Here is a 17,807-nt window from a genome sequence, read left to right as displayed (position 1 = left end):
CGCCACAGTGACGCAGCGGGGCTTTCGTTAGGTCAATTTTCCGGCATCACTCGGCCGGAACAACATCCGTATCGATATCGTCTGACAATGTGGCAATGCCAGCCGCTTCCCGACGGCCATCGTTGTAGATTGCCTTGATCAAAGCGATGCACATCAACACCATCACAATCGAGAACGGCAAGGCTCCGATAACCATCGCGGTCTGGATGGCCCCTGTGCCGCCTGACACCAACAGTCCGCCGACCACAAGCGCAAGGGCAGCGCCCCAGAACAGGATGTGCGGACGCCCTTTGGGGCCTTCGTCACCGGCCGCATTAATCGTGTTAACAATCAGAACAGCAGAGTCCGCAGAAGTAACAAGGAACGTCATCAGCAGCACAACAATCATCAGCGCCATCAACCATGACAGGACCTGACTTACCGGCTCAAGCATGAACTGGGTCATCGCAAAAATCATGTCACCGTTGCCTGTCCCAAGGATCACACCGTTCGCTTCACCGTTCAGCTCTAGATCGATTGCGGTGCCACCGGCCCATGCAAACCAGACAAAGCACATCAGCGACGGTACGATCATCGCGCCAAGCACAAATTCACGAATGGTGCGCCCGCGTGAAATACGCGCTAGGAACAAGCCCACGAACGGCGCGAACGCAATCCACCATGCCCAGTAAAACACAGGCCACCAGCCTTGCCACTGCGCCAGCTTGAACGCTTCGGAGCCCTCTACTCCATCGGAAACATAGACGTTGAAGCTCAAGCCCGGAAGCGCAAGCAGATAGTCCCAGATGCCGACAAAGAACGCCGTCGCACCAAAGAAAGTCGCGCCGAAGATCATAAAGAAGCCCAGAAGGATAATTGAGAGCACCATATTGATGTTCGACAACCACTTGATGCCCTTGCCCACACCAGAAAGCGCCGACAGCGTCGAGGCCCCCATGATGACCACCAAAGCAACCACAATACCGATTGAGGTCGCCCCGCCCTCGGCATTCACAAGCCCGCCGATGCCAATCCGGGTCAGACCCGCAACAAACTGATCCACGCCAAATCCAAGCGTTTGCGCGACACCCAGAATGGTCGCAACAACCGCCACGATGTCGATGATGTGACCAAGAATACCTGACAGTGCCTTACCGAAAAGCGGCGTCAACGCGGAACGGATCGTCAGCGGCAGGCCACGGCGGTAGCTGAAGAATGCAAGCGCCAAACCTGCAACAGCATAGCATGCCCATGCCCCCAAACCCCAGTGCAGGAACGACCAGACATAGGCTTCGCGCACGTTGTCCGCACCAAGCGCCGTGTTCGTACCTTGGATTACTGCAGGGTTGTTTTTGAAATGCGCCACAGGTTCGGCCACGGCCCATGTCAGCATGCCTACGCCGATACCGGCACCGAACATCATCGAGAACCACGAGAAATTGGTGAACTCCGGCTTTTCGCCATCCTGGCCCAGATTGAGCCTGCCCGCAGTTGGCCAGATCGCCAAGCCCAGACAAACGATGATGAAGAACGCGACGGTCCAGATGTACCAGGCCGCAAAGTTGGCAAGGATCACTGTGTTCCAGGCACCCAGCACTTCGCCCGCCCATTCGGGCCAGACAATCGCCCAGACAACCAGCAAGGAGATGATGATCTTACTGATCACCGTCACACTTACGCTGAAGCCTCCGTAGAAACCGGTATCTGCCGTATTAATCGGCAAATCCGTGAGTGGTGGTTTTAAAGCCATGTGTTCCGTCCCTATCCTTTTTTCATTTTTGTGTCGTTGAACTTAGGGCGACATATGGTCACGGCAAAGCGATGATATCCCGCATAACGGGAGGTTCGGCTCAGAATTTCTGTTAACCGCTTATTAACACTGCTGTTTCGCAAGAAACTCACGCGCAAAGAAACGCGCCGGATCAGAGCCATAACTGTTCTTTGTGGGGCGAATGCCCGCGCGCGTAAGATCGAATCTGCGCGCGGGTCGCGATTCCCTAAGGCAAAGCCGCGATGATCCGGTCTGCATTTGCCTTGATAACATCCATGTCACCCATCGTTCCGGGAGGCCGGATGGTGATGCCTTCGTGACGAGGATGGATGTGGAAATGCAGGTGAAAAACCTCCTGCCCGCCTGCCGCTTCGTTAAACTGGAAAAGTGTTACACCATCTGCATCAAAAGCCGTCTTGGCAGCGTTTGCGACGATGTTGACCGTCCGCATGCAGGCCGCCAGTTGTTCGGGCGTGGCATCCAGCATATTGCGGCAAGGTGTCTTCGGGATAACCAGACAATGCCCTTCGGTGCGAGGCATGATGTCCATAAAGCAATAGGTTTCGTCATCCTCGTAGACTTTAAAGCTCGGGATTTCTCCGCGAAGGATTTTGGCAAAGATGTTCTGATCGTCGTAGCTGTCGCTCATCTGGGTCTCGCTTCTGTTCTGCTAGTGCAAGTCTAGGGTCGCTTTACGGTAACCTCAACCACGGCGCAGCTTGCGTTCTGCACACCGCAGCAACGACTTGGCATACAGCAAATGAACGGGCATCAGCAGCCGGACCCACGCCGGACGATGTTCTGCCGATCCATGCACAACTGACCCAAAAAGCAGACGTGTCACCCCACCTTCCTTGGCTGCTACAGCAAGATAGGACATGGTGTGCCCGCTTGTGTCTTGTAGCATGATTTGGGTGTCGTCGCGGCCTGTCACCTGCCAAGCTGCAAATCGGTCGCTGCGGCCTTCGGCAAGTGCGGCAAGCTCGCTGTCGCTTATCCGGCGGCGCATAGCGATGCTCAGGACCAAACGCTCGAGCCGAAACAACCATGTGCTGTAAAAGGCCGTGATGAAGGCAGGTAGCTCCACCTTCATCGGATGCATCACTTCAAAGCAATCGGTATAGGCACCGTCCCTGTCCACATATGCGCGCAGCAATGCGTCACGCGGGACAGGAACGGCGCGCGCGATCATGCGTTCACGTCGACGACAACACGACCCTTCACTTGCCCTTTCAGGATATCACGCCCCAAGCCGGGCAAGTCGTTCAGGGTTGCAGGCACAACCATGCTGTCAAGCTTGTCCATCGGCAGGTCTTTTGCAATCCGCTCCCATGCGCGCAAACGGTTGTCATAAGGCTGCATCACGCTATCGATGCCCAAAAGGTTTACACCGCGCAAGAGGAAGGGAATGACAGTTGCCGGCAAAGCCGCGCCGCCCGCAAGGCCGACCGCAGCGACGCTAGCACCGTACTGCATCTGACCAAGCACACGGGCCAGCATCTCGCCCCCGACCGCGTCGATGCAGCCGCCCCAAGTCTCGCCCTCCAACGGACGCTTGACCGTCTCGTTGATTTCTTCGCGTGCAACGATCTGGGTGGCCCCGAGGGACTTAAGATAATCTGCAGTCTCGGGCCGCCCGGTCACACCGGCAACCTCGTGACCGAGGTTCGCCAGAATAGCTGTCGCTACCGATCCCACGCCACCCGCAGCACCAGTGACCAGAACCGGACCGCTTTTGATGCCGTGATCTTCCAGCGCCATCACAGAGAGCATCGCGGTAAAGCCCGCTGTGCCGACGGCCATCGCCTGGCGGGTGTCCAGACCGTTTGGCAGTGGCACCAGCCAGTCCGCCTTGACCCGCGCCTTTTGTGAATAGCCCCCCCAATGCGCCTCACCGACGCGCCAGCCTGTAAGGACAACCTTGTCACCTGCCTTATAGCGATCGTCAGAGGATGCTTCCACCGTACCGGCAAAATCGATGCCCGGCACATGCGGATAGTTCCGCACCAAACCGCCGCCCGGACCGATGCACAGGCCGTCCTTGTAATTGACGGTGGAGTATTCGACCGCAACCGTCACTTCGCCGTGTGGCAAATCATCAAGACCGATCTGCGTAACCTCGGCAGAGGTCTTGCCTTCGTCGTCCTTGTTTACAATCAGTGCGTTAAACATCTCAATTCTCCGTTCCGGGGTCATATACCCCTCATTTACTCAAGTTTTTGACCAAGGCCGGGGCACACCCCGAAGCCGTTGTAGTTTGCATGCAGGGCTACGCCCAAAACGCCTCATGGACAACCGCATCGCGGGGACCGTCAGTGGTTTCGACCAGCAAAGACGTGCCGTCATCCCAATGGGTCATGCGGACCATGCCAATCGCGACATTCGTTTTGAAATCAGGCGACCACGCAGCGGATGTGACCTGCCCGACGCGTTTGCCATTCGTCATCAACGGCCAGACCCTGTCGCACCCCGGCACCTTGTCGCCTGATATCGAAATGGCGCGGATTTGCTGGATGGGACCTTCCTTTGCCACACGCAGCAGCGCGTCACGGCCCATGCATCCAATGGCCGTCTGCGTATCGCAAAAACGTCCCAGACCACATTCGTGCGGCGTATTATCATCATTCATGTCGTTGCCGTAGCTCAATAATCCGCCCTCGACCCGTTCTATCCCGTTGGGGCATCCAGCATGGACATCAAGGTCTTTGCCGGCTTCCATCAGCGCGTTCCACAGGGGCATCCCGATGTCTGACCCTTCGACGTAAATCTCGAACCCGCCCTGCTTGGAATACCCGGATCGCGCGACAACAAGCGACCGGCCCTGGAATTCGAACCAACCGAAACGGAAAAACCGGACCTCGCGGACGGCATCCCCGAAAACGCGGGCCATCAGCTCTTCGGCGAGCGGCCCCTGCACCGCCAGCGGGCTGATATCGGGCTCGTCTACCAGGACATCCAGACGGTAACCGTTGGCAATGCCTTTGACCCAATACAACAAATCGCTGTCGGCGATAGAAATCCACCAGCGGTCCTCGGCCAGTTTGACCGCAACCGGATCGTTCAACATCCCGCCTGTTTCATCGACAATCGGCACATAGAAACAACGCCCCGGCAGCATCCCGCGCAGATCGCGAGGGGTGAGCATCTGCATCAGACGCGCGGCATCGGGACCGCGCAATTCAACCTGACGCTCGACCGCCACATCCCAGACCTGCACCGCCTGTTTTAGATGGTGATAATCCTCTTCCACACTGCGGAACACCGTCGGCAACAGCATATGGTTATAGACTGTATACGCTTTAACGCCTGCTGCCTCGACCCCGTCGGAGAACGGGGTTCGGCGCAGGCGACGGGACGGGGAAATCAGCGCCATCAGGCGTCCTCCGGCATAAAGACAATATCGGTTGTGGGGGTTCGCTTATTTGTAGAGGTCAGCATAGCATGCACCTGCCCGCGATGGTGGGTCTGGTGGTTGAACATATGGGTAATGCACATCGCGATCGGTTGCGTGAATTCCTTGTTCATGCCACCCGAGTGCCATGTCATTTCCCCGGTAAGATCAAGGTTTGACAGCGTTTCGCCCCAGATGCGCATGCGGCCGTCCATCCGGAAACGGGCTGCCTGCCATTCACCGATAGTCGCCATGTAGTTCACGCTTTCGCTGCCCGGAACGCTGGGCAAGGCCACATCGCTACAAAAGCGGCTCATCCACAAGGTATCAGCCCATAGAATGTGGTTGAGCGTGTTCATGATGGAGCCGAAGAACGCGCCATGATCGCGGCGCAGATCTTCTTCATTCATTTCTTTAACAATATCCATGATCTGATTGTTTTGCCACGCATTATAGCGGGCCATCAGCAGAACATAGCCTTTGTTGATCACGGCTGCGGCCCTTTCCAGTCGATCGGGCAAATCTCGGCCGACATGCCGCCGAAGTCCCAGACCCTGCCGTAATCACGCACCCGGCTTTTTAGGCCCCTGGCCGCGATGATGTCGGGTCCCATCCAGTATTTGGAGTTAGAGACCATCACAGGATGCTCTGGGCTTTTGCCGGTAATCATTTCAATCTCACCCTGAATTTTGCGACCAATCTGGATAGAGCGTTTGGTCCCGTCGCGGATGATCTCGACCGGTGCACGTTCTGCCCCGATAATTTCGGACACCAGCATCGTAAAGAGGCCCGTTGTGCCTCCCGCCGCACCACTGAAAATCTGCAAGATGCCGTTGTAGGCTTTGCCGCTGGCACGTTCGTCAACATAGGCGGCGACTTTCCAGTTCCCCTCGCCCATACGTCCCGGAATATCGACCAACAAACCGACGTTCAGCCCGCTCAGGTCTTCCCCCTCATAATGACCTTCGTCAATCGCAATCGCCATCCACGCGTGGCAATGGCCTTCGGTCGGAGGATGTGCGCCAAGGCTGACCACACAGGGGCAAAACACGGTGCACGAACAATTCAGAAACAGCTCACCCTTGATCGCCCAATCGGTTGGGCTGGTTTGGCGACGACCCGGATTTGGCATCCGTTGGTCGATCCGCTGCGAAATGGGCAAACGGTCCGCGTCCGGTCTCTTTTTGGGTGGCATGTTATCCTCCGATCAATATGGGCCATACCGCCACGACACCAGCGCCGAGGATCAAGGCAAAGCCCATTGGTTTTGTGACATAATGTCCGACTTGAGGCAGTTTTTCTACCACCATGAAAAGTGTGGCAAGGCCCATCCAAGCAAGGTTCATCACCCCACCTGCAAATCCGAGCGCCATGAAACCCCAGCAACAGCCGACACAGAACGCACCAAGCCCCAGCCCCATGCGCATTCCGCCACCGAAACCGGTACGCCAATGCCCCAAAAAGTACATCGTGGGGGAATGGCAAACGCCGTGACAGATCTCTTTTGTGCGGCTGAACTGGAACAGGCCGACCGCCAACAGCAACGCCACTGCAAACCAGCGCGACTTGGCGATGCCCAGCATATCCACAACGCCCCCAAACAACAGCGCAAGCTGTACTGCCGCGATCAGTGCCGCAAACATAACCCAGACAATGAAATACCCAAGGATGACGCCCAACCATCCGGCCCGCGTTCCATTGGCACTGACCATCAGATCCTCATAGCTGCGCAATGTCGGCACCATGGTCGGCAGCATCATTGCCGCCATCATGGCACCCCACATCACAAACAACGGTCCGAAGTTCGCCATTGGCATATACATCGGCATGCGCGGGTCCATGATCCGCATCCGGTTGCCCATCTCGCCGGGGCGCCCAAGCAGGTCGAGGTCCATTTCAACGGCCATCATGTACATCATGGCCCAAGCAGCCAGTACCAGCCCGAAAAAGCCGAGCCACAAGGATGTGCGCATTATTCCATTCATGAGCAGCCTCCCCCGCGACTCACTGCCTTGTATTTTTAATGTCAGACATTTAAAATTCCCGCAAACAATAAATGTAAGACATATGAAGATTGACCCTGCCAGCCCCGCCGACCTTTCAGCCCAGATTGCATCGGCCATCCGCGACGCAATCATATCGGGTGCGCTGATCGTGGATCAGCGCCTGCCTTCCGAGGCAGAACTGTCGGAGCAATTCGAAGTGTCCCGTCCAACGGTGCGCGAAGCATTGAAAAGACTGGCGGCTCAATCCCTTATCCGCACGCAACGGGGCGCGACCGGCGGTGCTTTCGTGAACCGGATCAGCTTTGAAGAAGCGTACAGCCAGCAGATCACCACTTCGACCCTGCTCTTGTCGATGAACGCAGTCAGTTTTGAGACAGCTTGCGAAGCACGCTATGCGTTGGAGCGGGCCTGCGCACCATTGTCTGCAAAGCGACGAAGCCCTGATCATCTGGCCACCATGCGGGCGGAAATCCATCGGCAAAGCCAGCCCGGCCTGACCGATGAGGCGTTCTGCGCTTCTGACGTCGCCTTTCACCGCGCGCTTGTTGATGGTGCGGGCAATCCTGTGATCTCTTACCAGTTGGCAGGCGCAGTCGAGGCCATGCAGCCCTTGATGAATATGATAACCTTCACGGCGCGGGACCGTGCGCGGATTGTCGGGATGCATACCGATATTGCGGACGCTATGGATGCGCAGAATGCAGACGCGGTAGAGCGTGGACTGACGGCGCTTGAGCTGGAAACGCAACAACTGGCACTTAACGCGCTTGCCGCCCGCGCCGCTGCCAAGGCAGCAATCTAGCCGCGCTGCAACCATTCGGGGCCTCGTGCGTTAAGGCAGATAAAATCTTACAAAGGCTGCATCATGGTACTGACCGACATCATCAACGTTCTTCTGGCCCTTCTAAGCATTGGTTTCGGTGCAATCGGGTGGCTTGCTCCTGCCTACACGATGCGCATGCTTGATATGACCGATACCGGATCGACCATGGGCCTATCCGAAGTCCGCGCCGCATCGGGTGCCTTGTTCGTGCTTGCAGGTATCGGCGCATTGGTCCTGTGGACACCTGCGGCCTTTGCGATGATCGGGTTCATCTGGGGCGGTGGTGCCTTGGGAAGACTAACATCATTGATTGTAGACGGGTCCACACGTTTGAAATGGATTTTCTTTGCCAGCGAATTCGCGGTCTTTGCCGTGGCACTAATGATCAATCTTTGACACCCCTTGAAACGCGGGCACCTGCCCGCTATCTATGATCTGTCCTTCGGGACTATGAACATAAACGCGCTCGTAATAATCGGATCGGACCCGGGGGCGGTACCCGGCGACTCCACCAATATCCTTCATTTGGGGATCATGGGGTCGAAACAGGATCGACGAACGCCTAAAGGGGTTAGCTTTGTTTCGGCTGTCTGCCACCGTTATCGGCGAAACTTGTACAATTGCAAATGACAATCGTGCTCCAATGGCGATGGCCGCGTAAGCGACCGGAACTATTGAAATCTAAGTCCTAGAGCTTTGCAGCCCTAGGCGGGGTTCGCAGGTACCTGGCAACAGAAACCTGCACTTTCCCTTACATTCTCAAGCTCTTGGCAGATGCAGCTTACGTGCTACATGCAGATTAATGAACCGTCTGTTAATCATAATGGCTGCCTGCGCACTGGGCGTTGTCACGGCCAAAGCCGAGGAGCCGCACATGGAGCTGTCACCGCGATGGGAATATGTCGCCGATACCGTGATGGGAGGTGTTTCAACGGGGCAAATTGAGCAGGTCGAGACTGAAGGTCACTCAGCGACACGTCTCACGGGGTCTGTTTCGCTCGATAATAACGGCGGGTTTGTTCAAATGGCGTTTGATCTGAATGAAGACGGTTCAACCTTTGATGCCTCGCGTTTCATCGGAATCGAAATGGATGTTATCGGCAACGACGAAGCCTATGACCTGCGCCTGCGCACGGACCAGCTGGAAAAGCCGTGGCATTCCTACCGCACTGATTTCTTTTCCAAATCCGAGCTTCAAACCGTCCGCATTCCGTTTTCGCAAATCGAACCGCACCGCACCGATATTCCTTTCGATGCCGCCCGCCTGCGCCGCATCGGTATTCTTGCAATCGGGCGGGAATTTGAGGCGGATGTCGCGGTGACTGGGATCAGATTTTACTGACGCCCCCTTGACCCACCTGCCCCGCGCCTGCACTCTGTGCCTATGGGGTCTTACCGCGAACGCCCCGTGAGGCTTTGGCCAGAGGTTCGCATGTCTCCACCATAAGGATGCATGCCATGGCTGCCCCCAACGAAATCACAGTTCCACAACTTTTGCGCCTGATCGGCTTGCCCGATGCGCCTGCTATCGTCGATATCTCTATCGATCCCGATTTTGCCGAAGACCCGTTTTTGATCCCCGGAGCCTTCCGGCATCCGCACACTGACCCCGAGGGGCTGATAAAACGCCTGAACGGGCAACGGTGCGTGATAATCTGTCAGAAGGGCATCAAACTGTCGCAAGGATTTGCCGCACTCCTGCGCGCGCAAGGTGTGCAGGCCGAATATTTGTCAGGAGGCAACTACGGCTGGCGCGAAAAGCCTGACGCCCCCCGCATCCCTTGCGCCAAGCTGCCGGAAAAACCCCTGTGGGTTACACGCCACCGTCCCAAAATCGACCGTATCGCTTGTCCTTGGCTCATCCGTCGCTTTGTCGATCCATCGGCAACGTTTCTCTTTGTGTCCCCTGCAGAAGTCCTTGGCGTTGCAGACCGCTTTGAGGCAACCCCCTTTGATATAGAAGATACGTTCTGGTCCCACCGTGGGGAAAATTGCACTTTTGATACGATGCTGGACGAATTTGGTTTGCACACAGGCCCGCTGGATCGCTTGGCCACAGTGGTACGTGCCGCCGATACCAACGCGCATGCGCTTGCCCCCGAGGCCGCAGGTCTGCTCGCCCTTTCTGTAGGGCTGTCACGACAATACAAGGACGATCTGGCGCAGATTGAGGCCGGCATGGCGCTCTATGATGCGCTGTACAGATGGGCGCGCGATGGCGTCGGCGAAGGGCATGACTGGCCTGGAGGACGCGCATGAACGCGCCGACGTGGTCAGAAATGAGCCGTGTTTTCGGCCGGATCGGGTTGTTGTCTTTCGGAGGACCGGCAGCACAAATCGCTCTTATGCACAAAGAGTTGGTCGAGACACGACCATGGCTATCAGAAGCCGCGTACCTGCGCGCACTGTCGCTTTGCATGCTGCTGCCCGGTCCCGAAGCCATGCAACTGGCAACCTATGCCGGATGGCGGATGCGCGGCACGGCGGGCGGACTGCTAGCAGGGCTTTTGTTTGTAGTGCCCGGCGCGCTGATCATCGCGCTTTTGGCACTTGGATATGCGACCTACGGCCAACTGCCCTTGGTGCAGGCCGCCTTTTTGGGGATCAAAGCCGCAGTAGTCATCGTCGTCCTGCAGGCCTTGCGAAAAGTGGCATCGAAGGCGCTGGTGGGATGGCTGGGGCCCTTTTTGGCGGGCGCCTCTTTTGTTGCCCTGTTCGTCTTTGGTGTTCCCTTCCCACTGGTGATCCTTGTGGCAGGGCTCATCGGCGCGCTGTCCCGTCCAAATCTCGCGCAACTGCCGGACCCTGCGCCAGCCCGTCCTGCACATCCCGTAGGTACACTGGTGCTCTGGGGTTTGCTTTGGGCAGCACCCTTGCTGGCGCTTTGGGTGTTGGACGCGCAGTTCCTCCTTGCTCTTGGTCTTTTCTTCTCAAAGCTCGCAGTTGTGACCTTTGGCGGGGCCTATGCTGTTCTCACGTATATGACGCAGACAGTTGTGCAGCAGTACGGCTGGATCACGACCGACCAGATGATCGACGCGCTTGGACTGGCTGAAACCACGCCTGGGCCGCTGATCCTTGTGACGGAATTTGTGGCACTGCTGGCGGGGTTTGCCCAGTCAGGTCTGACCGGTGCGCTGGCTGCCGGTCTGCTGGCCCTGTGGGTGACGTTCACGCCCTGTTTTTTGTGGATTTTCCTCGCCGGCCCATATCTGGAGCGGATTTCGGCCCAACCGCAGCTTGCAGGCGCGCTACGTGCAATCACGGCGGCAGCGGTGGGTGTTATTGCGAACCTGTCTGTCTGGTTTGCGATGCATGTCCTGTTTAGGACCGTGACACCGCAGTTTTTTGCCGCAATGCCATGGCCAGACTTCAACAGTTTCGACCCGTTGGCGGGTGCACTCAGCCTTCTGGCCGCCGCATTGATGCTGTGGTTCAAGCTTGGTTTTGTCACCTCAATGCTTATCCTTGCAGCAGTTGCCCTTACGCTTGCAGCTGTTTGACATCGCACCCCCTTTCCCTTGGCCACAAAAGGGGTATTGTGGACAAAAGCAAACACGAACGGGGTGTCCCATGAGCCGCGAGATAGACTATGGAAACCTGATGCATGACGCGATGCGCGGGCTGATCCGTAGGGTACTATTGGATGTTGCGGACAATGGTTTGCCGGGCAATCACCACTTCTTTATCACTTTCGACACATCGCACCCCGACGCCGAGCTGGCCGACTGGCTGTCTGACCGGTATCCCGGTGAAATGACCGTTGTTATGCAGCACTGGTATGATGGGCTGGAAGTGACAGATGACGGCTTTTCCATCACGCTCAACTTCGGTGACGCGCCCGAGCCGCTGTACATCCCCTATGACGCGATCCGCACATTTGTTGATCCGTCGGTCGAATTCGGTCTTCGGTTCGAGCAGCAGGAAAGCGATGAAAGCAGCAGCGTGACCCTGCCCGTCAAAGCCGATGACGACGTCGCACCGGAAGAAAAAGACGCCCCGGCCAAGGATGCACAAATCGTGTCGCTGGATTCCTTTCGCAAATAACACGGCTGTTAGCGCCACCTGCTGATTGCACTGCTCCCTGCGCAAGGGTACACCGCTGTGCAATACAAGCCACGTTCAGCAGGAGCCCCCAATGGCCGATACACGCACCGAAACCGACAGCTTTGGCCCTTTGGAAGTCCCCGCGGACAAGTATTGGGGTGCGCAGACGCAACGCTCGATCATGAATTTTCCCATCGGATGGGAGCGCCAGCCGGTCGCCATCATCCGTGCGTTGGGTGTGATCAAGAAAGCCTGTGCCGAAGTGAACCTTGGTTTCGGTGATCTGGATGCGGAATTGGCACCAGCGATCCAGCAGGCCGCACAAGAAGTGATTGACGGAAAATTCGACGACAACTTCCCGCTGGTCGTCTGGCAGACTGGATCCGGCACACAGTCGAATATGAACGCAAACGAAGTGATCTCAAACCGCGCGATCGAGATCATGGGTGGCGAGATGGCATCCAAAAGCCCGGTGCACCCCAACGACCACTGCAATATGGGACAGTCTTCGAACGACACGTTTCCCACCGCAATGCATGTAGCCATCGGCATGATGGCCCGTGACACACTGCTGCCCGGTCTGCGCAAGCTGCACGATGCGTTGGTGGACAAATCGGAAGAATTCAAAGACATCATCAAGATTGGCCGCACCCATACGCAGGATGCGACACCTCTGACACTGGGTCAGGAATTTGGCGGCTATGCCCACCAGATGGCCAAAGGCATTGCGCGTGTCGAAGCTTGCCTGCCAGATATCTACGAGCTGGCCCAGGGCGGCACAGCCGTGGGCACCGGTCTGAACACCCGCAAGGGCTTTGCCGAGAAAGTCGCAGCCGAGATTGCAGCAATCACCGACCTGCCCTTTGTCACCGCCCCCAACAAGTTCGAAGCACTGGCCGCCCATGACGCGATGGTCATGTTCTCAGGCGCGCTGAAAACTGTTGCGGCATCCATGTTCAAGATTGCCAACGACATGCGCCTTCTGGGGTCCGGCCCCCGCTCTGGTCTGGGCGAATTGATCCTGCCCGAGAACGAGCCGGGCAGCTCGATCATGCCAGGCAAGGTGAACCCGACGCAGGCCGAAGCGCTGACAATGGTATGTGCCCACGTCATGGGCAATGACGCCGCCGTCGGTTTTGCCGGATCGCAAGGTCACTTTGAGCTGAACGTCTACAACCCGATGATGAGCTACAACGTGTTGCAATCCATGCAACTGCTTGGCGATGCTGCGGGCAGTTTCACCGACAACATGGTCGTCGGCACGCTGGCCAATGAGCCGCGCATCGAAAAGCTGATGAAAGAAAGCCTGATGCTGGTCACAGCATTGGCACCTACAATCGGATACGACAACGCGACAAAGGTCGCGAAGACCGCGCATAAGAACGGTACAACGCTGAAAGAAGAAGCGATTGCACTGGGCTTTGTAGACGCCGAAACCTTCGACCGCGTGGTGCGGCCTGAGGACATGATCGGCCCCAAATAGGATGCCTCAATGAGCGCCCCCATTAACCTGAACAAAGTCAAAAAAGAACGAAACCGCGCCTCACGCAAGGCGCGGGCGGATGAGAATGCTGTTAGTTTCGGTCAGACGAAGGCACAGAAAGACGTGCTGAAAGCCCGTGCCGAGAAGATTTCACGCAATCTGGACGCGCACAAACGCGAGACATGAGCGCGCGTCCGGTCAAACATTCAGTCACTTTGCGCGGGCACCGCACGTCGGTGTCCCTCGAAGACGAATTCTGGATCGAGTTTCGCAAACTCGCGGCTGCGCAATCCAAGCCGATCAACGCTCTTGTTGCAGAAATTGATGAGGATCGGGGGCTGGATATGGGGTTGGCTTCAGCAATCCGGCTTTATGTGCTGCGCGCGTTAAGGGACGGTTTACCTAAGAACGGTTAATACGTTTCGATGAACCACGCCGTTTCTCCGCTTTCGACCGAAGAATGGATCATCGATCTTTTCCGTTCCCGCGCAGCTGCCCAAGGCGGCGTTGTTCGTCGCAAGAGGCGAGACATTGAGCGTTATGTCGGCATGGAAGAATTCAAACAGGAACTATACCGGCGAGGATATCAGGCGGTGGAAAACGCCGGACAGGTTGTGATTTTTTGCAATCAAGAACCGATCCAGCGCATATAGCCATTTTCTTTCAAAGAAAACGGGCGGAAACTTTGAAAGTTTCCGGCTGCGTCAGGCAACCGAGGCGTCATAAATCTTGTCGATGTTCCCGCCGAGCGCCGTGTTGAACTCCGCGTCGGACATCTTCACATTCAGCCCTTCGGTCAAAGCGCGAGAGAAGCTGGCGATCATCTTGTGGTTGCGGGCCAGTCGCGCGGATGCTTCATCCACAGAATATCCACCAGACAGAGCCACAACGCGCAACATGTTTGGATGATCCGACACGCCATCATAAAGGCCAACCTGCTCCGGCAATGTCACTTTGAGCATCACCAGCTCGTCCGCTGACAGTTTATCCAGATGCTTTTGCACTGCCTCTGCCAACATGGTCTCGGCTTCGGCTTTACTCTCTGAATGAATATTCACTTCCGGCTCGATGATCGGCACCAGACCCGCCGCGCAAACGGTCTTTGCGACCTCGAACTGCTGTGCCACAACGGCTTCGATGCCGTCTGAATTCGCCTCGTGGATGACAGAACGTTCTTTGGTTCCGAAAATACCTGCTTTGGCCGCCCGCGCCAGCAGCGCATCCAATTCCGGCATCGGCTTGAGCAATTGAACGCCCTGTGCGGTGTCTTCCAAACCCTTATCGATTTTCAGGAATGGAACGACGCCACGGTCCTGCCAAAGCACATCCGCTACAGGTTTGCCGCCAATTTCCCCGTCCATCGTACGCTCGAACAGGATAGCCCCGATGACTCTTTCAGAGGTAAACGCATCGGCCATAATGATCCGTGCGCGCATGTCATGCATTGCCTGGAACATCGCCTCGTCACCGCTATAGTCCTCTGGCATCACACCATAGAGGCTCAGCGCCTTGGGCGTTGATCCGCCGGATTGATCCAATGCCGCGATAAAGCCTTTGCCACTTTGCATCTGCGCCTTTTGTGCTGCGTTCATTGGTCGTTCCCCGTGATGTATGATTCCGTTTGGAGTGTTCTAAGATAAACCCGCGCAAGATGGTAGAACCTACCGCCTTTCCAGACGCAGCCAGATGCCTTTGTCCGACCTGACAGTGAGATGCGCCACAGGTACGGGCACTCGCGCAGGATCGGCAGTCACACGAAAATCTCGCAGGATGCGTGAGAGAATAAGCGGCCCCTCCACCATCGCGAAACCGGCACCTGTGCAAACCCGTGCCCCCGCGGAAAACGGTACATAAGCCTCCCTGCTGCATTTCTGGCCATTTTCTGTCTGCCAGCGTGTCGGGTCGAAACCGTCAGGGTTGTTCCACAACCGCTCTTGGCGGTGCAGATGCCATGGGCTGATGACGATCTGGGATCCCTTTTTCACGTCCCGTTCGCGAAAATGCTCCGGACAGGCGGCCTCACGCACCATCATCGGTACAGGCGGATAGAGTCGCAACACCTCGCGAAAAACATCACGGCTAAGCCGTAGCTTGGACATGACACTGAAGTCGCAGGAATCGAGCGCCTGGGCCTCTTGCGCCAGTTTGTCCTGCCAGTCAGGGTGCGTTGCCATCAGGTAGAGAGTCCAAGCAAGGGCCGAAGCACTTGTCTCATGGCCCGCCAAGAAGAAAATCGCGACGTGATCGGCCATCTCTTCTTCGTCGAAAACATCACCGGTCACCGGATCGGTTGTGGTCATGATCTTCGTTGCCAGATCATCCGGCGCAGTGCCTGCCTCAATCTGTCCCATCCGGTCACGCGTCAGTCGGGTAATCAGTGATCGGATCTTTTTTGCACTAACCTTGGTACCCTTGCTGAAAAAGCGCGGCATCCATTTGGGAAGCGGAACAAAGGCACCAATATTCATCAGCGGTTGAGACCGTTGATAGACGCGGAATTCTTCGAACACGGCGCGCGCAAGGTGGTGTTCGATAGGGATAGAAAACAACGTGCGAAAGATCACGTCAGCGGCCGCGTGGCTGGTCTGCGCCTCGATCTCGATCACCTGACCGTCGTGCTCAGCCAACCGGCTTGCCGCGGCTTCGGCGGCATCCCACATGGCGGGAAATGTCTCACGCAGACGGCCCCCCTCGAATGCTGGATCAATGATACGGCGCTGGCGCTTCCATGCTTCGCCATTCGTCGTGAACACCGAATTCCCCAACAGGGGGCGCAAACCTTCGCTCACACGCTCGGACTTTGGAAAGTCGTCCGGCCGGTCCTTGAGTACAGTTTTGACAAGCTCTGGCTGGTTGATGAGATAGCTGCGAAAGAACGGCGTGCGAAATTCGGCCATCCATGCGCGATAAAGCCGCGCAGGTTGCGCCGACAGGATGTCCGCACGAAACAGCTTGGCATAGCGCCAAAGCGACACGCGATCGGGCCTGCTGGGCGGTTTGGGCGGCAAATCGGGCGTTGTCATGCGGCTACTGAGGTGTATTTGCTGACGGCACGGTCGATGCGCGACTTGCTGGGTGGGCGGTCCGCATAGCGTGCGGCAAGTGTCACAGGTCCAGCTGTGATTTGGAAGTAATCATAATCTTTGGGACGATCAAAGGCACAGAGATATTGGAAATGCAGCCGGAAGAACCGCCACCGCAATTCTTTCCAGCGTTTCGGGCTGAGGGTCTGCGTGAAGGCCGCCGAGAACACCAGCGGCCATTTCTTCTCGGCGGGGGCCACGCCCGACACGGACACCGGATCACAAAGCGCGAAGGAGCAGCCATCACCGGGGGCTGTCACGTCTACCCACGTTATTTCATCTCGCATGCTGAGATACCGCAAGTCGGCACGCAACCGATGCGCTTCAGAAAGAAAGGACACCATGGGAACGACCTGGCCTAACGTGAGAAAGGAAAGGGCTGGACCATCCGCAGGGACCCTGCCCTGACGGATCAGATCCGCCATGATCGACACGCCCAGATGCGCACCTGAGGAATGACCAACCACTAGAACCTCGTCAGCGTCACTGTGCAGCGCGGCGGCGATTGTTTCGGTAAAGAGCGCAATCCGCGCCTCCAGCTCGGGCGGGTTCGCGCCGCGAGAAGACGCCGAATAGGCATAGTCGTGCATCAGGTAATAGGCATAGAACTTGCCGTCTTTGGATTTGAACCACCGCAGCAATGTGACGGCCGCTCCGACCCCGATGAAGAAACAGAACACTATTAACGGAACATAAAGAAGCGACAGGCCAAACACACCAAGCAAGAGCGTCGTAATGATCGGGAACATCGCAAAACCCAGCCCGATTGCAGCGCCCAACTGCAATAGCAACATTCCAACAGGATACAGCGCAGCAATCACCGGCCCCTTGCGCAATTTCATCAAACGCCACAGCGCACCGGAGGCGATGTATACCCACGCGGTGCGGATCAACTGCATGTACGTGGCTGGAATGGAAGTGCTCATGCTGTCGCGAACGATATCGGACCAAACAAGGACCTCGACATCGGAATGAACCGGTGCGTCGTCGATTACTGCATCCACAGACCAGCCATAGTTCTCGCCCGCCGGTTTTGGCTTCAATCCGATCTCATAACCTGAAATCGCAGCCTGAGCGGTGCTTTCCTTGCGATACAACTCGCGGTATCGGCGCGGATGAATGGGGTCATAGCCGGGGATGTAGAACACCCTGCGGTTTTTCACCCGATCTGATGATTGATTGCCCATAGCGCCCTCTTTGGATGACACCATAGGGATAATTTTC

General features: G+C 56.8%; 21 protein-coding genes and 1 other RNA gene. 11 read left to right on the top strand and 11 right to left on the bottom strand.

The annotated features are described in order from the left end of the window. Window positions 1-46: 46 nt before the first annotated feature. From Z946_RS0118980 to Z946_RS0118945, 8 genes are all read right to left on the bottom strand, one after another. Window positions 47-1,729: a BCCT family transporter gene (locus Z946_RS0118980; RefSeq protein ID WP_025057293.1), complete on the bottom strand. Its 1,683-nt coding sequence runs from the start codon at window positions 1,727-1,729 to the stop codon at window positions 47-49. Window positions 1,730-1,976: 247 nt separating this feature from the next. Beyond that, window positions 1,977-2,399: an HIT family protein gene (locus Z946_RS0118975; protein ID WP_025057292.1), complete on the bottom strand. Its 423-nt coding sequence runs from the start codon at window positions 2,397-2,399 to the stop codon at window positions 1,977-1,979. Window positions 2,400-2,453: 54 nt separating this feature from the next. Beyond that, complete coding sequence (locus Z946_RS0118970) at window positions 2,454-2,942, bottom strand: hypothetical protein (RefSeq protein ID WP_025057291.1); 489 nt, start codon at window positions 2,940-2,942, stop codon at window positions 2,454-2,456. Beyond that, window positions 2,939-3,922, bottom strand: a complete 984-nt coding sequence (gene acuI / locus Z946_RS0118965; RefSeq protein ID WP_025057290.1) for an acryloyl-CoA reductase — start codon at window positions 3,920-3,922, stop codon at window positions 2,939-2,941. Before acuI ends, Z946_RS0118970 begins: the two co-directional genes overlap by 4 nt. A 97-nt stretch (window positions 3,923-4,019) precedes the next feature. Beyond that, window positions 4,020-5,123, bottom strand: coding sequence for a dimethylsulfoniopropionate demethylase (locus Z946_RS0118960; RefSeq protein ID WP_025057289.1), 1,104 nt, complete (start codon window positions 5,121-5,123; stop codon window positions 4,020-4,022). Continuing rightward, the gene (locus Z946_RS0118955) at window positions 5,123-5,632 is read right to left on the bottom strand and encodes a DinB family protein (RefSeq protein ID WP_025057288.1); all 510 of its coding nucleotides are present in this window, start codon (window positions 5,630-5,632) and stop codon (window positions 5,123-5,125) included. Before Z946_RS0118955 ends, Z946_RS0118960 begins: the two co-directional genes overlap by 1 nt. Continuing rightward, a complete protein-coding gene (locus Z946_RS0118950; protein WP_025057287.1) occupies window positions 5,629-6,336 on the bottom strand; it encodes a DUF1326 domain-containing protein in 708 nt (235 codons plus the stop codon). The genes Z946_RS0118955 and Z946_RS0118950 overlap by 4 nt, the downstream gene beginning before the upstream one ends. Window position 6,337: 1 nt before the next feature. Continuing rightward, window positions 6,338-7,126 (bottom strand): DUF2182 domain-containing protein, encoded by a 789-nt coding sequence (locus Z946_RS0118945; protein ID WP_025057286.1) that lies wholly within the window; start codon window positions 7,124-7,126, stop codon window positions 6,338-6,340. Window positions 7,127-7,208: 82 nt separating this feature from the next. Here Z946_RS0118945 and Z946_RS0118940 point away from each other — a divergent pair, with 82 nt between their 5' ends. The 11 genes from Z946_RS0118940 to Z946_RS0118895 all read left to right on the top strand — a co-directional run bounded on the left by Z946_RS0118940 (window position 7,209) and on the right by Z946_RS0118895 (window position 14,153). Then, window positions 7,209-7,949, top strand: coding sequence for a FadR/GntR family transcriptional regulator (locus Z946_RS0118940; protein WP_025057285.1), 741 nt, complete (start codon window positions 7,209-7,211; stop codon window positions 7,947-7,949). Window positions 7,950-8,012: 63 nt separating this feature from the next. Continuing rightward, window positions 8,013-8,366 carry a DUF4345 family protein gene (locus Z946_RS0118935; RefSeq protein WP_052836115.1) on the top strand — a complete coding sequence of 118 codons (354 nt, stop codon included), beginning with the start codon at window positions 8,013-8,015 and terminating at the stop codon, window positions 8,364-8,366. A gap of 2 nt (window positions 8,367-8,368) precedes the next feature. Then, window positions 8,369-8,716, top strand: a transfer-messenger RNA (tmRNA) gene (gene ssrA, locus Z946_RS21470). Window positions 8,717-8,772: 56 nt separating this feature from the next. Then, window positions 8,773-9,312 carry a CIA30 family protein gene (locus Z946_RS0118930; RefSeq protein WP_311733166.1) on the top strand — a complete coding sequence of 180 codons (540 nt, stop codon included), beginning with the start codon at window positions 8,773-8,775 and terminating at the stop codon, window positions 9,310-9,312. A gap of 116 nt (window positions 9,313-9,428) precedes the next feature. After that, window positions 9,429-10,229: a chromate resistance protein ChrB domain-containing protein gene (locus Z946_RS0118925; RefSeq protein WP_025057282.1), complete on the top strand. Its 801-nt coding sequence runs from the start codon at window positions 9,429-9,431 to the stop codon at window positions 10,227-10,229. Then, complete coding sequence (chrA, locus tag Z946_RS0118920) at window positions 10,226-11,473, top strand: chromate efflux transporter (RefSeq protein ID WP_025057281.1); 1,248 nt, start codon at window positions 10,226-10,228, stop codon at window positions 11,471-11,473. The genes Z946_RS0118925 and chrA overlap by 4 nt, the downstream gene beginning before the upstream one ends. A 70-nt stretch (window positions 11,474-11,543) precedes the next feature. Further along, window positions 11,544-12,017, top strand: a complete 474-nt coding sequence (locus Z946_RS0118915) for an SspB family protein (protein ID WP_025057280.1) — start codon at window positions 11,544-11,546, stop codon at window positions 12,015-12,017. A 91-nt stretch (window positions 12,018-12,108) separates the two neighbouring features. Then, window positions 12,109-13,500, top strand: a complete 1,392-nt coding sequence (gene fumC / locus Z946_RS0118910) for a class II fumarate hydratase (RefSeq protein WP_025057279.1) — start codon at window positions 12,109-12,111, stop codon at window positions 13,498-13,500. Window positions 13,501-13,509: 9 nt separating this feature from the next. Then, complete coding sequence (locus tag Z946_RS0118905) at window positions 13,510-13,686, top strand: DUF4169 family protein (RefSeq protein WP_025057278.1); 177 nt, start codon at window positions 13,510-13,512, stop codon at window positions 13,684-13,686. After that, window positions 13,683-13,916 (top strand): ribbon-helix-helix domain-containing protein, encoded by a 234-nt coding sequence (locus Z946_RS0118900; protein ID WP_025057277.1) that lies wholly within the window; start codon window positions 13,683-13,685, stop codon window positions 13,914-13,916. The genes Z946_RS0118905 and Z946_RS0118900 overlap by 4 nt, the downstream gene beginning before the upstream one ends. A gap of 9 nt (window positions 13,917-13,925) precedes the next feature. Next, window positions 13,926-14,153 (top strand): hypothetical protein, encoded by a 228-nt coding sequence (locus tag Z946_RS0118895; protein WP_025057276.1) that lies wholly within the window; start codon window positions 13,926-13,928, stop codon window positions 14,151-14,153. 51 nt (window positions 14,154-14,204) lie between these two features. Here the strand turns inward: Z946_RS0118895 and Z946_RS0118890 are convergent, their stop codons facing one another. The 3 genes from Z946_RS0118890 to Z946_RS0118880 form a co-directional block, all read right to left on the bottom strand. Continuing rightward, window positions 14,205-15,092: a fructose bisphosphate aldolase gene (locus Z946_RS0118890; RefSeq protein WP_025057275.1), complete on the bottom strand. Its 888-nt coding sequence runs from the start codon at window positions 15,090-15,092 to the stop codon at window positions 14,205-14,207. 69 nt (window positions 15,093-15,161) lie between these two features. Next, a complete protein-coding gene (locus Z946_RS0118885) occupies window positions 15,162-16,523 on the bottom strand; it encodes a cytochrome P450 (RefSeq protein ID WP_037969306.1) in 1,362 nt (453 codons plus the stop codon). Continuing rightward, a complete protein-coding gene (locus tag Z946_RS0118880; protein ID WP_025057273.1) occupies window positions 16,520-17,770 on the bottom strand; it encodes a hypothetical protein in 1,251 nt (416 codons plus the stop codon). Before Z946_RS0118880 ends, Z946_RS0118885 begins: the two co-directional genes overlap by 4 nt. Window positions 17,771-17,807: the final 37 nt, after the last annotated feature.

This window comes from Sulfitobacter noctilucicola (assembly GCF_000622385.1).
GTDB classification, from domain to species: Bacteria; Pseudomonadota; Alphaproteobacteria; order Rhodobacterales; family Rhodobacteraceae; genus Sulfitobacter; species Sulfitobacter noctilucicola.
Note: the sequence above shows the minus strand (reverse complement) of the source record. Positions and strands in the feature narration are given on the sequence as shown.